This window comes from Ligilactobacillus agilis DSM 20509, assembly GCF_001436215.1.
GTDB classification, from domain to species: domain Bacteria; phylum Bacillota; class Bacilli; order Lactobacillales; family Lactobacillaceae; genus Ligilactobacillus; species Ligilactobacillus agilis.
The window spans coordinates 21,513-40,162 of the sequence record NZ_AYYP01000032.1; the positions used below are offsets into that span (position 1 = coordinate 21,513).

At 43.1% G+C, this 18,650-nt stretch carries 17 protein-coding genes; 4 read left to right on the forward strand and 13 right to left on the reverse strand.

What is annotated here, in order from left to right:
• Positions 1-175 precede the first annotated feature (175 nt).
• Positions 176-568 carry a hypothetical protein gene (locus tag FC14_RS04840; RefSeq protein ID WP_056976710.1) on the reverse strand — a complete coding sequence of 131 codons (393 nt, stop codon included), beginning with the start codon at positions 566-568 and terminating at the stop codon, positions 176-178.
• Between the two features lie 19 nt (positions 569-587).
• Positions 588-2,366, reverse strand: coding sequence for a glycoside hydrolase family 13 protein (locus FC14_RS04845; RefSeq protein WP_056976711.1), 1,779 nt, complete (start codon positions 2,364-2,366; stop codon positions 588-590).
• A gap of 207 nt (positions 2,367-2,573) precedes the next feature.
• Here FC14_RS04845 and FC14_RS04850 point away from each other — a divergent pair, with 207 nt between their 5' ends.
• Both FC14_RS04850 and FC14_RS04855 read left to right on the forward strand, forming a co-directional pair.
• Positions 2,574-3,953 carry an NAD-dependent succinate-semialdehyde dehydrogenase gene (locus FC14_RS04850; protein ID WP_056976712.1) on the forward strand — a complete coding sequence of 460 codons (1,380 nt, stop codon included), beginning with the start codon at positions 2,574-2,576 and terminating at the stop codon, positions 3,951-3,953.
• A gap of 136 nt (positions 3,954-4,089) precedes the next feature.
• Entirely contained in the window at positions 4,090-6,714 is a 2,625-nt protein-coding gene (locus tag FC14_RS04855; RefSeq protein WP_056976713.1) for a cation-translocating P-type ATPase, read from the forward strand.
• Between the two features lie 58 nt (positions 6,715-6,772).
• On the opposite strand, the gene FC14_RS04860 is transcribed toward FC14_RS04855, so the two are convergent.
• From FC14_RS04860 to FC14_RS04905, 10 genes are all read right to left on the reverse strand, one after another.
• Positions 6,773-7,294 carry a hypothetical protein gene (locus tag FC14_RS04860; protein ID WP_056976714.1) on the reverse strand — a complete coding sequence of 174 codons (522 nt, stop codon included), beginning with the start codon at positions 7,292-7,294 and terminating at the stop codon, positions 6,773-6,775.
• 214 nt (positions 7,295-7,508) lie between these two features.
• The gene (locus FC14_RS04865; RefSeq protein WP_056976715.1) at positions 7,509-8,663 is read right to left on the reverse strand and encodes an acetyl-CoA C-acetyltransferase; all 1,155 of its coding nucleotides are present in this window, start codon (positions 8,661-8,663) and stop codon (positions 7,509-7,511) included.
• Between the two features lie 8 nt (positions 8,664-8,671).
• A complete protein-coding gene (locus tag FC14_RS04870) occupies positions 8,672-9,916 on the reverse strand; it encodes an ABC transporter permease (protein ID WP_056976716.1) in 1,245 nt (414 codons plus the stop codon).
• Complete coding sequence (locus FC14_RS04875) at positions 9,909-10,799, reverse strand: ABC transporter ATP-binding protein (protein WP_056976717.1); 891 nt, start codon at positions 10,797-10,799, stop codon at positions 9,909-9,911. The genes FC14_RS04870 and FC14_RS04875 overlap by 8 nt, the downstream gene beginning before the upstream one ends.
• Positions 10,800-10,901: 102 nt before the next feature.
• Positions 10,902-11,201 (reverse strand): hypothetical protein, encoded by a 300-nt coding sequence (locus FC14_RS04880; RefSeq protein WP_050611642.1) that lies wholly within the window; start codon positions 11,199-11,201, stop codon positions 10,902-10,904.
• Between the two features lie 75 nt (positions 11,202-11,276).
• Entirely contained in the window at positions 11,277-11,984 is a 708-nt protein-coding gene (locus FC14_RS04885) for a hypothetical protein (RefSeq protein WP_056976718.1), read from the reverse strand.
• The gene (locus FC14_RS04890) at positions 11,965-12,636 is read right to left on the reverse strand and encodes a hypothetical protein (RefSeq protein WP_056976719.1); all 672 of its coding nucleotides are present in this window, start codon (positions 12,634-12,636) and stop codon (positions 11,965-11,967) included. Before FC14_RS04890 ends, FC14_RS04885 begins: the two co-directional genes overlap by 20 nt.
• Before the next feature lie 274 nt (positions 12,637-12,910).
• Positions 12,911-13,849 (reverse strand): NAD(P)H-binding protein, encoded by a 939-nt coding sequence (locus FC14_RS04895; RefSeq protein ID WP_056976720.1) that lies wholly within the window; start codon positions 13,847-13,849, stop codon positions 12,911-12,913.
• Between the two features lie 12 nt (positions 13,850-13,861).
• Complete coding sequence (locus tag FC14_RS04900; RefSeq protein ID WP_056976721.1) at positions 13,862-14,803, reverse strand: NAD(P)H-binding protein; 942 nt, start codon at positions 14,801-14,803, stop codon at positions 13,862-13,864.
• Between the two features lie 92 nt (positions 14,804-14,895).
• Positions 14,896-15,747 (reverse strand): LysR family transcriptional regulator, encoded by an 852-nt coding sequence (locus FC14_RS04905; RefSeq protein ID WP_056976722.1) that lies wholly within the window; start codon positions 15,745-15,747, stop codon positions 14,896-14,898.
• Positions 15,748-16,078: 331 nt separating this feature from the next.
• Between FC14_RS04905 and FC14_RS04910 the strand changes: the two genes are divergently transcribed.
• Positions 16,079-16,516, forward strand: a complete 438-nt coding sequence (locus tag FC14_RS04910) for a hypothetical protein (RefSeq protein ID WP_225363567.1) — start codon at positions 16,079-16,081, stop codon at positions 16,514-16,516.
• Here the strand turns inward: FC14_RS04910 and FC14_RS04915 are convergent.
• Entirely contained in the window at positions 16,503-17,495 is a 993-nt protein-coding gene (locus FC14_RS04915; protein WP_056976724.1) for a dihydroxyacetone kinase subunit DhaK, read from the reverse strand. The two genes, FC14_RS04910 and FC14_RS04915, sit on opposite strands and share 14 nt — an antisense overlap.
• Before the next feature lie 154 nt (positions 17,496-17,649).
• On the opposite strand from FC14_RS04915, the gene dhaK reads away from it, so the two are divergent.
• On the forward strand, positions 17,650-18,645 hold the full coding sequence (dhaK, locus tag FC14_RS04920; protein WP_056976725.1) for a dihydroxyacetone kinase subunit DhaK: 996 nt from the start codon (positions 17,650-17,652) through the stop codon (positions 18,643-18,645).
• The last annotated feature ends 5 nt before the right edge of the window (positions 18,646-18,650 follow it).

An 18,650-nucleotide genomic window follows, 5' to 3' on the forward strand; every position in this document is an offset into this window, starting at 1 on the left:
CTTTCACTTGCATTAAACACCCTTTAATTGTAACACTAACTAGCAACTTACGGAGTGATTTGTCCTAAGTGGTCACTTTTTCGTCTTAAGCGTTTAAGCTTGTAACGATTCAAAAAAATCCTCTCATTTTTTTGAGAGGATTTCGATTTGCTGTTCAAGAGGATGATTAGCAAAATTATTTACTTAGGTCTAATAACTGGCGATACTGCTTTTTTGTCAACTTAACTTTCACCTTTAGTAACTTGACTTTGATAAGCGCTTCACGATTGCTGTAAATCTTAGCTTTTGAACGCTTTCCATTTTGGAACAAGACATAGGTTGCCTTTAACTTGGCGTGACGCGGGCGCTTGAATAAAAAGTTATCCTTTCCTTCTGCTTTGCCACCAGCATCCCCTAAAATATCACTCACTAATTCAACTTGCCGTGGCTGCTTTTTTGAGCTATAGACCTTAATAAGCTTGCCCTGGGGATTATAGACTTTCACCTTGGAATTATTGCTGGCCCAAACACTGCCAACCATCCCCAAAAAGACTAAGCAACTTACCCAAAATAAAACTACTTTTCTCATTAAATTACCCCTCCTTTAATTACGCTTCAATAATCACAAAGCCGTACTGGCCTAAGCGTGAATCGGTTTCGATCATGTTTTGGCTCATAATGAGCTTAGCATTGGCCGGGAGCACAAACTTGATGCTGGAATAGCCGAGGTTAAAGAGAGCAAAAATCCGCTGTTTACCCAAGCGACGGGTAAAACTGAGGTAATCATACTTGCTACTATATTGCCCCCATTCATAGCTTCCCTTCGTGATTAGGGGGTTGTAGGCCTTGCGAAAATCGGCCAGGACCTTGATAAAACGCAGCATGGTTTCATCTTGCTCGTCTGCTTTCCACTTCATGCAGGCCCGGTTGGCGGGAACACTGGCGCCGGTTAGGCCAAGCTCCGTCCCATAAAAGAGGACGGGACTGCCAATCTGCAGGAAACTGTAGGCTAGCAAGGCCCGCATTAGTTGCTTGTCTTGGTGACAGAGGTCTAGTAGGCGGGGACTATTAGGCCCATCTAGACTTAAAAGCATCCCCTGTAAGGTCGGGTTGGCATGGCGCATCAACTGGGTGTTGGTGGCTTCAATCAACCAACCCACCGCTGCTTTTTCGTCTAAGAAATAGTCCTTCATAATCTCAACTAAGGGGTAGTTAACTCCCCCATTAAAGAGGGGCCGCCCCTCGGTATTTATCCCCGTATCGTTATTTTCCCCCACGAGGTAGAAGTCCGGCTTAATCTTGTTAAGGTGGGCAACCAGCCGCCGGCTAAAACTAGGTGGAAATTCATCCGCGGTCCCAATCCGCCAGGCATCAATATCAAACTGTTGAACCCAGTAAGTTAGCACCTCTAACAAATAATCTTGCACGGCCTTTTCATGTAGGTTTAACTTAGGTAGGTGGGGATTATTAGCGAACATGGCGTAACTCGCATCCGGAGCGTAATTAGGATCTGCGCTGAGGGTATAACGAACCGGAAAGGCTTTGACCTTAAACCACTTGGCAAAGCGAGATTTAGCCCCGAGTTTGTGAACGTCTTGCCATTGTAGTGAAAAATCACTGAGGTGATCAAAAGTTCCCTCAAGCATGACTTTCATCTGGCGTCTGTGGGCCTCATCGACTAAGCGCTTGAGGTCTTCCTTATTGCCAAAGGCAGGGTCAACGCTCCAAAAGTCGGCCGTGTCGTATTTATGGTTGGAATAGGCGGTAAAAATCGGCGTCAAATCAAGTCCGTTGACCCCCAACTCCTGCAAATAATCAAGCTTATCAATAATCCCAGCCAAGTCACCTCCAAAAAAGTTGGTGGCGCTAGCTTCTTCACTGTCCCAGGCCACGGTGCCTTCCTTATCGTTAGTGGGCTGGCCGTTAGCAAACCGGTCCGGCATTAACTGATACCAAATTGTTTTCGCCACCCAGGCTGGCAGGCCAGTGATTTCAGCCGGATCCAGGTAAGGGGTCCGAAAAGCGACTAGGTCATGAAGACTGGTTTCGCTAAAGGGAGCCAGCTTGCGGTCGTCATACAAAAACTGTTCGCTTTCTTGGCTATAAATTCTAAAGGCATAGGCCAGGCGCCGGCTGGCGGGAATACTTAGTTTTACTTGCCAGTAATCGGCACTTACCCCCCGCAAATTTTTCACCAGTTCCTTAACTTGATAATTCCATTTGCTAGTATTGGCTTCGGTCAAGGTTTTATCGTAGGGGTCTCCGTATAAAATTTCTACTTTACTTAAATCATTATGTTTAGCCCGTAAGTTAATTACAAATTCGTCTGGAGTTGACATGTAGGCCCACTCACTATTAGGGCGATGATAGATAGCAGCTAGTTCCATGGCTACCAACTTCCCTTCTAAATTCAAGTTCTTAATTTAAGCCTATTAACTTTTAACCAAATTAGCAAGCCTTTTCTATTTAATTTTTGTGTAAGTTATCACCAAGTGGTGAGGTCCAATTTTTTAAAAACACGAGTCCATTTCTTGTAATCGTTTTCTAAGAGAATTATAATAACTATGTAAAAGTAAGTTTAGGAGGAATTTATTATGGCTTATAAAACAACTTATCCATACACTGATGAAGTTTTACACGAATTTCCTAACGCTACTGACGCTCAAGTCGAAGCTACGCTAGCCAAGGCCCACGCTTTATATAAGAAGTGGCGTAAGGAAGGGCTCGCCAAACGCCAAGCTACCCTCCACAAGGTAGCTGACCTCCTCCGAGCCGATAAAGATAAATACGCTGAAATCATGACTAAGGATATGGGGAAACTCTTTACTGAAGCCCAGGGTGAAGTAGAACTCTGTGCCGACATTGCCGACTACTATGCAGATAAGGCAGAAGAGTTCATGAAACCAACTCCGCTTGAAACACAAGCGGGGACGGCTTACTATCTCAAGCAAGCTACCGGTGTTATCATGGCGGTTGAACCATGGAACTTCCCCTTCTACCAAATTATGCGGGTCTTTGCCCCTAACTTTATGGTCGGTAACCCAATGATTTTAAAGCACGCTTCCATTTGTCCTGCGTCTGCCCAAGCCTTCGACGAGTTAGTTAAAGAAGCCGGTGGAGAAGAAGGAGCTTTCACCAACCTCTTTATCTCTTATGACAAAGTCTCGAAAATTATTGCTGATAAACGCGTTAGCGGGGTTTGCTTGACTGGTTCTGAACGCGGTGGTGCAAGTGTGGCTGAAGAAGCCGGAAAGAACCTAAAGAAGTCCTCCTTAGAACTGGGTGGTAACGATGCCTTCATCATCTTGGACGACGCTAACTGGGATCAACTAGCTAAGACCATTTTCTTTGCCCGCCTCTACAATACCGGCCAGGTCTGCACATCTTCCAAACGCTTCATCGTCATGGCAGATAAGTATGACGAATTTGTAGCCCTCGTTAAAGACGCCTTTGCCAAAGCTAAGTGGGGGGACCCAATGGATCCAGCTACTACCCTGGCTCCCCTTTCATCCAAGCGGGCTAAGAAAGACGTCTTAGCTCAAATCGATTTAGCCGTTAAAAATGGAGCTAAGGTTGTTTATGGTAACGAACTAATCGACCACCCAGGCTACTTCGTCATGCCAACCATCTTGACCAACATTACCAAGGACAACCCAATCTACAACCAAGAAATCTTCGGTCCAGTCGCTTCCATCTACAAGGTTGATAGCGAAGAAGAAGCGATCGAACTAGCCAATGACTCCTCATACGGACTCGGTGGGACTGTCTTTAGTAGCGACCCTGAGCACGCAGCCCGGGTAGCAGCCCAGATTGAAACTGGGATGTCCTTCATTAACTCTGGCTGGACCTCTCTGCCAGAGCTTCCATTCGGTGGGATTAAGAACTCTGGCTACGGCCGGGAATTGAGCCCACTTGGCTTTAATGCCTTCGTCAATGAACACCTAGTCTTTACCCCTAAAGGGTTAGAACACTAATTACTCGTCTAATTAAGCTGGGATAGTTAAGCTAAAAAAGCTAACTACCCCAGCTTTTTTAGCTCCCTTCATTTTTTTGAAATCCTTTACATAAACATGTTAGAATATAGGTAAATAACATGAAGGGGGAATTTACATGGCACTAAAGTATTATCAGCTAGATGCAACTCAGGTTTTGGCCCAGTTACACACCAAAAAAACAGGTCTTAGCCAAACCGAAGCGGCCACTCGTTTGCAAGCGACTGGTCCTAATAAATTAAGCGACCATAAGCAAACTAGTCTTTTAACCAAATTTATCCTGCAGTTTAAGGACTTAATGATTATTATCCTAATGATTGCAGCCTTCGTGGCCCTCCTAGCCGGGGAAGGCTCTGACGCAATTATCATTTTCTTGGTCATCATCCTTAACGCCGTTTTCGGGGTCTTCCAGGAAGCTAAGGCGGAAAATGCGATTGCCGCCCTCCAAAAGATGACCACCCCCAAGTCACGGGTGCTCAGAGACCAAACCGTGCAGGTCATTGACTCAGAAGACCTGGTCCCAGGCGATGTTGTCTTGCTTGAAGCCGGGGACATCATTCCGGCCGACGTCTACTTTTTGGAGGCAAACGCCCTTAAGGTCGAAGAAGCGGCCCTAACTGGTGAATCGGTGCCGGTTGAAAAACAAGCTAGCCCTCTGCCTGCTAAAAACATCCCCTTAGCAGAACAAACCAACCTGGGCTTTATGAACACTAACGTAACCTACGGTACCGCCCAGGCGGTCGTAGTTGAAACTGGAATGGCTACCCAGGTCGGCCAGATTGCCAAGATGCTAACGGAAGTTGACCAGACGGTCACTCCCCTCCAAAAAAATATTAGCCACCTCAGCAAGGTCCTATCGGTCCTAATTTTGGTGATTGCGGCCTTTATCTTTGCCTTTGGAACCCTAACCGGGCGCGAAAGTCCCTTAGATATGCTACTAACGGCCATTTCACTTGCAGTGGCAGCCATCCCTGAAGGCCTCCCGGCGATTGTTACTATTACCCTAGCCTTAGGGACCCAAAAAATGGCTAAAAAGCACGCCCTCATTCGCAAGCTGCCCGCAGTAGAAACCCTGGGGGCTACCCAAATTATTGCCTCCGATAAGACCGGGACTTTAACCCAAAATAAGATGACGGTCGAACAATTTTACACTGACGGCCAACTCAAGCCCGCCGCCCAGCTTAAATTTCAGGCTGATTCCAAGTTGGCCCTGGCCATGTTGTTAGCCAACGACAGCCAGCAAACCCCAACCGGCTTGGTGGGAGATCCAACCGAAACAGCCTTAATCCAGCATTTCTTAGGTCAGACTGGGTTTGATTGGGATAAGGTTTGCGCCGCCTATCCCCGCACAGCCAGCCTGCCTTTTGATTCCGACCGGAAACTAATGTCCGTCCAAACGGGTGAGTTACTCTTAACTAAGGGCGCACCAGACGAGCTATTGCGGCGGGCCAACTTTATCGAAGAAGCCGGGCAAGTAACGCCCCTCACCAAGGCTAAGCGACAAGAGCTAGCAAGGGTTAATAAGCAATTAGCCGACCAAGCCTTACGGGTTTTAGGTTTTGCTTATAAAAAGCTGGCCCCAGCTGACCAACTTAACCTTGAAGCGGAACAGGACCTAATCTTTGTCGGCTTGATTGGGATGATTGACCCCGAACGTCCCGAGGTCAAAGCGGCTGTGGCTGAGGCAAAGCAAGCCGGCATTAGACCATTAATGATTACTGGCGACCACATGGACACCGCCCGCGCCATCGCAATTCGTTTGGGAATAATTGCTCCCACTGATACTAAGGGAGTTATCAGTGGTGCTCAGCTAGACCAACTGAGCGACCAGGAATTAGTCCAACACGTCGGTGAATACTCGGTTTACGCCCGGGTAGCACCCGAGCACAAGGTGCGAATTGTTAAGGCTTGGCAATCTCACGGCAAAATTGTCGCCATGACCGGTGACGGGGTTAACGACGCCCCCGCCTTAAAAACAGCCGATATTGGGGTCGGTATGGGTATTACCGGGACCGAAGTTTCTAAAAATGCCGCCGACATTGTCCTAGCCGACGATAACTTTGCGACTATCATTTTGGCGGTCAAGGAAGGACGCAAGGTCTTTGCTAACATCCAAAAGGCCATTCAGTACCTCCTATCGGCTAACCTGGGCGAAGTCTTGACCCTCTTTTTGATGACCATCTTTAACTGGTCAATCTTCGCGCCGGTACAAATTCTTTGGATTAACCTGGTAACCGACACCTTCCCAGCTATTGCTTTGGGAGTAGAGCCAGGCGATAAGGGCTTAATGGACCAAGCTCCCCGGGGCTTAAAGTCTAACTTCTTATCAAATGGCGTTGGTTTCAACATCATTTACCAAGGGTTACTGGAAGGATTACTGACGCTAGGGGTGTATTTATATGCCATTTGCTGGCCGGTCCACCAAGACCCAACCTTAATTCACCAAGACGCCTTAACCATGGCCTACATCACCCTAGGTTTCTTACAGCTCGTTCACGCTTTTAACTGTAAGTCCCTTACCGCTAGCGTCTTTTCCAAGCAAATTTTTGCTAACAAGTTCTTTAACTGGGCGATTTTAACTTCGGCCTTGCTCCTAGCTGCCACCATCTTTATTCCCCAATTCAACGCCCTCTTCCACGTTAGCCCCCTTAACCTTAGTCAGTGGGGAGTTGTCCTTTTGGCGGGAGCCCTCTTAGTTATTATTGTCGAACTAGTTAAAGCCTACCAACGAACTAAAAAATAAGTAGCCGTAAAAAAGCAGGCAACCTCAGTTTAGGTTCCCTGCTTTTTTGTCGTCCTTGTTACCGGTAGTAATATTTAGTCAGTAACTCGTCAATGTGAGCCTGATCTTTAAAAATCGCCTTGAGGCTCGTAAGCAAACTATCTAGGTCCCGCTGGTTTTGCACCGCGTCTTCAATCAATAGCTTGGCTGCTTCTTCGCGACCTTCATCATAACCTTCTTGCCTAGCATAGCTTTCTGCCAGCGTAATTATTGATTCAATACTCATAAAGTACTCCCTTCTGGTATCATTTCCCTTAAGTCGTCTAAATTCTTGATCAACTGCGGCCGTGAAGTCGTCGCTAACCTGCCCCGTATTAAAATAGGTCAGCAAAGCGACATAATCAACCGGCAAACCTGCTAAGTCAGTGGCTTTTAAGTTAAATATAACATTGGTTTCCCCTCTGTCAACTAAAATATCTTCCTGGCCTTCAACCGTCGTTTTCAGCTTGTAGACTGGGCGGTTGCGACCATAAAGGTCAAAGTCACACAAAAAAGCAATTAAGGTTTGCTTGCGCTCATTAAAAGACTGACCGGCCGCCAAAGACCCAGTTGAAAATAATATTGTTTTTGATGGTTGCTTGCTGCCAGCGTTTTTGCTAAGACTGATCTTGTTAGCATATTTATCCCTCCTATATTAAGATACGCAAACAAAGCGGTAATTAATTTAAAAAAATTTGCTTAAAATCATTAAAACTATTTAATTTTACCTACTAAAAAAGCGTGTCACTCCATGAGTCACACGCTTAATGCTATAGTTATTTAGCTTCGACTGCCAAAGCCACTCCTTGGCCGCCACCCACACACAGGGTGGCTAGCCCCAGGTTAGCTTGCCGTCTTTTCAGTTCGTACAGGAGGGTTACCAAAATTCTGGCACCAGATGCGCCTAAAGGATGCCCTAGGGCCAACGAGCCCCCGTTAACGTTTACCTTGCTAGTATCCAATTGCAGTTGGTCTAACACCGCTAAAGCCTGGGCAGCAAAGGCTTCGTTAGCTTCAATTAAGTCAAAATCGGCTAACTGTAAGTCGCTTTGGGCCACCAGCTTCTTGACGGCCTCAATTGGCCCTAAGCCCATCACCTGTGGGTCAAGTCCCACGTTAGCGTAGGCCTTAATTTCCGCCAGGTAGTCTAGACCGCGCGCTTGGGCAGTTTCTTTAGCCATCAAAACCAAGGCGGCTGCCCCGTCGTTTAGGCCCGCGGCATTACCAGCTGTTACCGTGCCGTTGGCCTTAAAAACGGGCTTGAGCTTAGCTAGCTTTTCGAGGCTGGTATCATACCGAATCGTTTCATCGCTTGCTAGTTGCGCTAGGGGCACAATTTCTGCCTCAAATCGACCTGCCATCTGCGCCTTTTGGGCTTTGAGCTGGCTGGTCAGGGCAAACTCATCTTGAACTTGCCGACTGATTTTAAATTGGGCGGCCACCCGCTCAGCCGTCAGCCCCATGTGCTCACCACTAAAGGCGTCTTGTAAGCCGTCATGAATTAAGCTATCAATTACCTGACTATCATTTAAGCGGGCGCCAAACCGCATGCTAGGCAAGAGGTAGGGGGCAGCGCTCATATTCTCGCTCCCGCCACAAACAACCACCTGCGCATCCCCGGCCTTAATCATGCTAGCTCCTAGGCAGACAGCTTTTAGGCCCGAACCACAAACCATATTGATGGTGGTGGCCGCCACCTTTTGGGGCAGACCTGCTTTTAGGGCAATTTGCCGGGCTGGATTTTGCCCCAAGCCTGCCGCCAAGACGTTTCCAAAAATCACTTCGTCCACTAGCTGACCATCAATTTGTGCTCGAGCCAGCGCCTCTTTAACCACGCTTTGCCCCAGTTCCACGGCGCTAACATCTTTTAAGGCGCCCCCGAATTTTCCCAAGGGACTGCGACAAGCGGAGACAATTACCACGTCAGACATAAGGATTCCTACTTTCTTCTCAAAGCTTGACCTAAAGTTACAAAGAGTGACTTATTACTATAAGTTAAGGCATTACGTTGGTAAGCATTAACCGCTAGGAAGTATAGGCCAATCGCGGCTAAGGCTGAGATTCCAACTGCAATCCAACCAGCGCTTAGACTAGCTTCCCCTAAGGCTAGGCGCACAACCATCGGCCCGTTGATGATAAACGGAAGGTAAGACAAAACCTTAACGGCTAAAACGTTCGGAGCATACATTGCTATCAAAGCAAAAATGTATGGCACCATCACTAGCATCCCCACCATCGAAGAAAGCTGGCTGATGTCTTCTACCCGCGAAACAAATGAAGCCAGTAAGGCGGCTAAGAGGATGTAAAGAACCAGTGACAGGACAATAATCAGACAGATTAGTAGCCAAAATTGGGGGCCAAAACTAGTTAAATATTTCTCCAAGTGCAAATCATTCACCAGTTTGCCGTAACCAGCTACCTGTAAGCCAACGTAGAACAAGCCGCCCATCAGGAGGTAAGTTACCAGCTGGAAGCTAATCAAATAGGCAATCCCCAGCATCTTACCGCTAAAGTGTTCCCTGGCCGGAACCGAGGCTAATAAGGATTCGATTAAGTGGCTACTCTTTTCGTTTCCTAGCTCACTACCAACAATCCCGATGTAGCTAGAAACTACTAAAAATAAGATTACCACCACTACAAAGCTGATTCCCTTAGCAATCTGCTTATCGTCTTCCGATTTTTGATTACTTTGGCGGATAACTTCGGTTTTAAGGGGAACGGCCGCAGTGATTTCTTGCCACTGCTTGGGACTGAGGCCGGCTTTTTGGGCTGCCAGCGACGACTTGAGTTTACTCAAAATGGCCGTTAACACCTGGGTCGGCTGGTTCTTATCATTACCGGCTTGGTAGAGGTAGCGGGCCGACTTAAAATCACCCTTTATTACCAAGACCCCGTCGACCTTTTTTTGTGCTAGCGCTTGCTTAATTTGCTTTTGGTTCGTTAAGGTCAGCTTCTTATCCAGGCGGTACCCATCCGCAGGCAAACTCATCAGGGCAGCTTTGACTTGGGGGTTAGCCACAACCGCAATCTTGGGCTCACTTTTGGTGACCGACTTAGCCACGAAGTAGTTAATTCCACCGATTATGAGACACATTAGCAGCGGACCAAAGATCATCCAATAATAGCTGGCAGACCTTAGGCGCCGACTAAAGACCCCTAAGGCCACAATTTGCTTTTTACTCATGCTTACTTCCCCCTAACACCATTTTGAAAATATCGTCTAAGCTAGGCTCCAGCAACCGGTAGCCTTCTAAGTTAGGAGAATTTTTAACCTGCTCCAAACAGGCCCGAGCTTGCTGTTCGCTTTCAAAGGTCAAAATTTTACCAGGGTGGTCATCCTTGATGGCCTGATAGCCCGTGAAGTTTTGCCAGTCAAAGTCACCTTCTAAATACAGCTTTTGCCGCTCAAAACTAGCCCGGACCTGGTCTAAGCCCCCGTACAAGCGACGCTTACCGTTAACGAGCATCAAAACCTTATCCGAAACTTCGGTCACGTTTTGCATATTGTGGGAAGAAAAAATTACCGCCGCCCCTTTGCTCCGCGCCTCCTTAATAACTTCAATCAAAGCCGCCACGTTAACCGGGTCCAACCCAGAAAAGGGTTCGTCTAAGATTAACAGCTTCGGTTCATGGATCATGGTCGTGATTAGCTGCACCTTTTGCTGATTCCCCTTAGACAGCTCCTTAATCTTTGAGGTAACCTGACCTTTCACATGTAATTTATCCATCCAGTCACCTAACCTGGCCTTGGCTTCCTTAGTCGTTAACCCGTGTAGGCGGGCAAAATAGACTACCTGTTGTTCGATGGTCATATCCATATAAAGACCACGTTCTTCCGACATATAGCCAATCTCATTTAAATCATTCGGGCCAAGTTGGTGGCCTAAAAAACTTAGGCTCCCCGCGGTTGGCTCCAGAAAGTTCAAGATCATTTTAAAGGTCGTCGACTTACCGGCCCCGTTTTGACCAACTAAGCCTAAGACTTCCCCTGCTGCCAGCTCAAAACTTAGGTCACAAACTGCAGTCAAGTCGCCAAATTTCTTGGTGACATTTGTTACCGTCAGCATCTTACCCCTTCTTTCTGTGAAAACTTTTTCATTAAATTCAATTAATTATACCACATCGCTTAAGCCGATAAAAAAATAGGACCCCACTGAGGTCCTACTAACTTAAGTCCAAGGATCATAACGAAAGAAGGGTAAAATTGACCGTTCCCGTGACAAGGCCTCCATCTCCTTTAAAAGCTGAAAGGCCTCATCATTTACCTTCAGATGACTCAAACGACAAATCCGGTAACTATCTAACACCAACTGTTCCACAATGTTTTGGGGAGCAATTTGACGGGCCTCAAGCTCTGCTTGGGCCTGCTTGATTACCTCTTCCAAGTTAGGATTAGCCGGCGCCTGCTTGGCAAAAGCCGCCACTAATTCATTAGCCTTAGCCGCCAAGTACTTCTTACTCTTAATCATCCCATCTCACCTCAAAAATTACGCTTAACTTCCTTAATGATAACACATTTTTTAAGCGCTTTTAGCCCGGATTTCTCAGTATTTTCGCAGGCGCGTAAAGAGTTGCACCCAACTTTGCACCGTCTGTTTTCCCAACAGCTTCGCATACTTTGCCTGCAAGCCACTGTTGCGGTAATTATAATTGCGCTCTGCCTGTAAGTCCCCTAGCTTAGTTAAGGCAACCTGTGCCTTGTCAGAAGTCGTGGTTACTTGCCCGGTATTGGCCTTGGTTAGTAAATAGTTGACGGCCTGCTGACGGTCCTTGTAGTAACGACGCTTCTTGCGACTAGCCCGCAAATCCTTAAGTAACGCCAAGCCCTCGTGAGCCCGATAGTCCCCTAATTCAATGGTGTGCAGTAAGTCTTGTAAGACCGTCCCATCTTCTTGCGAAATCTTGGCAGTAATTTCATCTAACAGGTAAGGACTAGCCGCCAAGAACCGACTAACCCGCTCCAACTCGGCATAAAAGGCTTGATCCTTAGCCGCCAGTAGTTGGTGGGCGTACTCCCTTAGCTCCGTGTCTTTCTTAACGACTTGTTCTTGTTTGACCTGCTGTTTTAGCTTAGCTGTTTCTTCAATGGCTAGTTCTTGTGCGCCTGTTTTGTTAAGCTCAGCTAAAATCTCTTCAGCCCGATTCAAGGTATCCCACTTGCTCGCTAGCATTAAGTCTTTAGTAAAATTATTATCTTTCCGCCGGTAGTAACGTGCACCGGTTCCCTCATTCTTAACAATCACGTAGGTCATCTACTTGCCCCCTAAGTCCGTTACTTTGTTCCAAGTAACGCTTGAAATTATTTTTTAGTTGTGCATCCTTGAAATGGTAGGTCCGAGCGCTAGCAACCTTTAGGTAGTTCTGTAAGGCATCATTGCATTTATCAAGGTCGATGCTGTTATCTTCCGCTGGAATTAGGGGAGCAATAATCGCCAACAAATCCTTAGCCTTTCTACGCTTAATTCGACTTTGACTCAAGCAATTATAAATCTGCACCTTCCCCATAATCCCAGGCTGGCCTAACTCGGCTAAATGCAAGATATCTTGCAAAACCGCCCCATCAGCCTCAGAAATTTCCTTGCGTAATAACCCCGCAATCTCACCAAGGTGCCGTAAAAACAGCACTGTCTCTTTAACCTGTGCTAGCACTTCTTCCTGACTACGTCTGATAAATTTTTGGCTATAGTCGCTAACCACAGGTGCTTTTTGCGTCTGAAATTCATCAGTCAATGAATTTAGTAGATTCTCTTTTAAGGCTTGTTTCTCTTCTAACTTATGCAATGCTTCCCTAGCCGCCGAAATACTCGTCCACTTACTAGCATGGTTATCCGTAGGCAAAAATTTCTTAGTATTTTGGTTATAGTAAACATACTGACCTTGCTCAAGCTTAGCAATGACGTACATTTACTCTAACCGCGTGATGGCCGGTTGCCCCATAATCTGTTCCAACCCAGTTGCTAATTGCTGCATAATGACACCCTATTTTAATTATCAAATTTTAATTAACAGAACATATGACCTATTTTTGGTATATCACTATTTTGATAACCGTAAAGAAAAAACGTACAAAAGTTTGCTAGAAATCTTTTCACCATAAAAAAAGAGCAGTCACCAGCATGTATTTGAGTAAATACATCCTGACAACTGCTCTTTTTAAAATTTACTTTGTTAGCAATCCTCATTCTGTTGGGTGACGATCACCTAACTGAAAATCGGCTTGGTGTTGAAACATATACCTAACAGTTAATGGTTTTCTACCTGTTAATTTTGAAAAATCGCTTACTGGAACGTCAAGGTACCCAGCTCTAACAGTTGTTCCAAAGGTTACCATTCCTTCTGAAGTTGCTTGAATTGGACTCTTAGAAAAATCACCGTCAGTATTGCGAGGCACTCCAATGCTATCAAAATACTCGTACAATTCTTCATCTGTACGCTTAACATACTTAATTTCATTACCACTAACTTCATTAGCAATTTTCAAAAAATCTGTATACGTTAGTGGTTCAATTCCATTAATATTAAGAACTTCTCTGTGCAATAAATCATTATTTAATGCATTTGCTGCTGCTAAGGCTGCGTCTTGTCGTGAAATAAACCATACACGACCATCTCCCATATTTTTCTCAATCGTAGTCTCGCCATTATTTACTGCCCGATAATAATCAGTAATAAATGCTTCTGCAAATAAAGAGTTTCGCAGAAAAATATAGTCTAGCGACGTATTCTGAATGAGCGCTTCTGTGTACCCATGATCTCTATTCTCGATGCTAGGATTGAAAGGATTTCCAGCCGATAAAACTGATGTGTAAATTACTTGGCCTACATGTGCTTTTACACAGGCTTCAACAAAGTTTTTATGTGCTTGTCGTCTCTTTGCTCCCACAAATGGCATTGAAATCAATAAGACTTTATCAGCATCCTGATAGATTGCTTGTAAACTATCTGCTGAATTAAAATCTGCTACAGCTGTATTAATTCCTAATTTCTTGTATTCAGCGAGTTTTTCAGCTCTAGGCGCTGTAAAAAGTAGCTCTTCTTTAGGAATTAATTTTAAGACATTGTCAGCTACAACTTTACCAAAATTACCATCTACACCATTGATTACAATTTTTCTCATCACTGTGCCTCCCTAATTATCTTTAGAGTGACGATCACCAATCTGAAAATCTTCGTTATGCGCAAACATGTAAGCAACTGTTAAAGGCTTAGAACCCGTCAGTTTCTCAAAATCATCGGTATGTTCTGCCATCTTCCCTTCACGAATAGCCTGACCAAAGGTTACCATTCCCTCTGAAGAAAATGGCGCTTCGGATCCTTCTTTAAATTGACCATCCGTTGTCCGTGGTACACCCATTGCATCAAAGATTGCATAGTTTTCTTCATCAGATACTTCTTGATAACTTACATTATTACCTGTTTGTTCATTACCAATTCTTATAAAATCACTAATTGTCATTAGTTCGGGACCGTTAATATTTAAAATTTGGTGGTGCATATCAGTAGCTAACAAAGCATACGCTACTGCTTTAGCACAATCTTTCCTAGAAATATAGGCCATTTTACCTGCCCCTTGATTATTTGTTAGCACTCCACTTGTTTTTACATACGTAAAGTAATTAGTAATCATTGCTTCGGCATATTGCGAATTTCTCAAAAAAATATAGTCTAAGCCAGAATCTTTAATGTAGTTTTCCGTATAGATGTGATCTATTTTTTCTTTACTTGGATTAGTTGGATCATCTGCGTTAACCAAAGAAGTATAGATAATCTTTTTTACTCCAGCTTCTTTAGCAGCATCAATTACATTTTTATGGGCATTCTGTCGCTTACTACCGACAAATGGCATTGAAATTAATGCCAAAACGTCCCCACCTTGAAACTTTTCTGCTAATCCATCCGCATTATTAAAGTCAGTTTGGCGCACTGCTACTCCCATGCTCTTGTACTTATCTAAATTTTTTTGATCATATCCACAAAAAACTAAATCTTGAATTTGAGCTAATTCTAAGAGGTCCGCTGCTGCTTGCGCTCCAAGGTTGCCATCAACACCCGTTAAAATTAATTTAGTCATAAAATCACCCTCTATATTTATTTTCATTTTTAGTTTATGTGATTTTGTTAACAAATTCAAACATGAAATAACTATACAGGTATAGGTAATACCTATACCTCAATAAAGCGTTTTTGAATTTCTGTAAGCCCCACTTTCCTCCAAGCTAGAACAACACTATAAACATGGGGAGAATCAATGATTTTAACTAACTTTATTCCTTCTTCTTTAAGCGTTAACTCATATGTCTTAGGAAAAAATCCTAACAAATTTTCTTGTTTCATATAGAAGATTTCACTTTCTATATCATCAACAATTCTGTTAATTTTCAGTTTACCTTGTGACCTTTTTATCATGATATCATATGATTTTCCGATTATTTTGGGAGACAACATAACTAATGGGTAAGATTCGAGTTGAGTTAGCGTTACTTCGTTTACTGTTGCTAACGGATTATCTTGACTAATTCCTAGCCAATACTCCCCACTAGTCAATTCTTTAGTTTCAACTCCCGCCACACCTTGAAACTCAGAATCAAATGTAACTGCAAAATCATATTTACCACTTAATAAGTTACTAGCAATTTCGCCCAAATTAACCTTATGCAAAGTAAAGTTAGGTTGATTTTTACCTTTGAGCATTAAATTTAGCGACTGAATATCGACAATAGATGCATACTCTATATTAAGTTCCACTTGATTATTCTTCGCTTTTTCCATCTGTTCTTCAAGTAATGTAAATTGCTGTAAAACCTTCTTAGCATTTTGATATAAAACTTTACCAGCTTGCGTCATAACTACCGGTTGTTGCCGTTTTATCAATTCACACTGATAATATTGTTCTAGCTCCTTAATTTGTTGCGAAATACTTGTTTGCGCTATTCTATTTTTTAACGCCGCCTTAGAAAAAGTCCCCTCATCAACCACATCCACAAAATATTGTAATTTAACTAAACTTACATTCATCTCTACCACCTACTATGCATTATAACTTTAACTTTTAAATAAAAACGGATTCATACTATCTCAACCTGATTATAACTTAAATTCCAACAAGCGTGGATTTCTATTAAATGGTAATAATAGGCACCAATTCATCGTTTTGTTAATAAACATTTCCCATTTATCAATTACAAGTCGGGTATGATACAATAGTTTAATAAAGTATTCACAAATAATGATTTTTATTTTAGGTAGGTGTCAATTCTTGTCCTACATCCTTCAAAAACGAATCTCGCAAATATTTATAGAACAGGTTTCTAAACGAGGGTTCAACCACGTGAGCGTAGCTTCCCTCATGAAAAAAGGCAACATTCGCCGCCAAACTTTTTATGATAATTTTAAGGATAAATATGACTTGCTAGAATGGACTATTCGCTCAATGATGGAAGACGACATTATTAGCAATTTAGACTACTTATCTTGGGAAGAAATCATCCCCCTCGTTTTTTATGATATTGAGATCAATGCTAAATTCTTTCGTAGTGTAATTGCAGATCAAACCGAAGTTGATGTTGTTAAAGAAATATCACTATATATGACAACACTTCTTTTACATATACTTGAAACAAAAGGCTTAGTCAAAAATGACCAAGCCCGTGATTTCGTAGAAACTTATAGCTTAGGTATGACTTATACAATGACTAATAACCTCTATAAACCACACCCAAAAGAATATGATGAACTATCTAAAAAAGTTGTCAATGCAATCTACTTCACCTTCAAATACTATTAGGCCAAGCATAACAAGTGCTTGGTTGTTTTAAGTACTCTAGCCATTTATCCTGCAAGCGTAAAATTGATACGGAAATTCCTGACATATCATGTGAAGTCATAAAAGAACCAGTTTTTATGAATGGAATCTTTAGTCCCTCTAATTCCAAAAGTTCTGTGATATCTGCAGTAAAGGTTAATTCTTCCATTGGGGATATCTTTCCGATATTATTAACTAGGAGCGCCACGTTCTCTTTTTTTTGCCACCTAAAGTTTAAGCGCATCTTGTTAACAATCTCGCGCGCCATTAACTCTGATTTTTGCCAATGCTCTTTACGATAACCGGCTTCACCATGGATTCCAATTCCATAATAAATATCATCTTTTCCCAAAGATAGAGTGTGACAACTCTGTTTATATAAAACGGAATCACTAAAGGCCAGGCCAATCGTTTTGGTTTCCGGCAAGAGTTGCTCACAAACCATTTTTAAGTCTACTAGGCTCTTCCCCTTTTTCGCCAACGTACCAATAATTTTTTCAATTAAAATGGTTCCAGCTAACCCACGGCGATATTTTCTTAATGAACTTGCATCAACCGAAATATCATCATTTACAATCCCGTATTCTATCGACCAACCTATGTTTCTCAAATATTCAATTGCCTGCTTAAAAACCCGCACATCTTTTTCAAAATTTTTAATAATAAAAAAAGCGCGCTTCTTTTTAGTTACCGCCTTTGCTACTTTAATAATTTCTTCAGGCATAGGTGGTTCAAATAATTTTCCAGTGATTGACGCCGTTAGCATATTTCCACCTACAAAACCCCAATCGGAGGGCTCATGTCCAGCACCTCCACCTGAAATCACTGGAATATACGAATCATCAAAACTTGAATCAACATAACCGTAAACTCCTTCTACTTTTTTTAAATGTGGCGCAACTATCTCAATGCCTCTTTGTGTATCAGTTAGTAGGCTATCTTCAGAATTATATATTTTCATACCCCAAAAACCCCCTTTCTCCCTTTATTTTAAACTAACATAGCAATTCCTTTTAGCAATACGGACAACTTTTATTTTCTGTCCGTTACGAGCGATAGCGTTTTCACTTTATAATGGACTTGTCATTAAGATAAGTCAAGAAAGGATCTTTATTATGAAAAAAATTATCAACAATCCTAGCAACGTAGTTAGTGAAATGGTCAGTGGTCTTGTGCGGTCATATCCTCAATACCTCGAACAAATCCCTGGTACAGAAGCCGTTGTGCGTAGCAATAAAGCTAGTATGACTGGCAAAGTCGGAATTGTTTCTGGAGGTGGCAGTGGCCATGAGCCTTCACACGCAGGCTTTGTAGGTCAAGGAATGTTAACAGCAGCTGTTTGCGGTCAAGTATTTACTTCTCCAACTCCTAATCAAGTTTACGAAGCTATTAAAGCAGCAAATCAAGGTCAAGGTGTGTTCTTAGTTATAAAGAATTACTCCGGTGATGTAATGAACTTTGATATGGCAAAAGATATGGCTGAAATGGACGATATTCCTGTTAAATCGATTATCGTTGACGATGATATTGCCGTTGAAAATAGTCTCTATACCCAAGGAAAGCGGGGAGTTGCTGGTACTGTTTTAATGCATAAAATTGTCGGAGCAGCTGCTGATCAAGGTGCTTCTCTTGAGGAAATTGCCGCCCTAGCCGAAAAAGTTTTACCTCATATCAACACCATCGGGGTTGCTTTAAAAGCAGCTACTGTCCCAGAAGTTGGTAAACCTGGCTTTGAATTAGCTGATGATGAGATTGAATATGGTGTGGGAATTCATAGTGAACCAGGGTATAGAAGAGAAACAATTAAACCTTCTAAAGATTTAGTTGCTGAAATGCTAGCTAAAATTGATGCTAGTCTGAATTTAAAGAGTGATAAAAAATATGCAGTCCTCGTAAATGGGATGGGAGCAACTCCATTAATGGAGCAGTATATCTTCTCCAATGATGTTTTAAACTGGCTAGAAAATAAAAATATTGTTCCTGTCTTTACTAAAGTTGGAAACTACATGACTTCCATTGATATGGCCGGTATTTCACTTACAGTTTTTGAACTAGCTGAAACAAAATGGTTGGACTATTTAAATTATGAAGTTGACACAATTGCTTGGTAATGGGG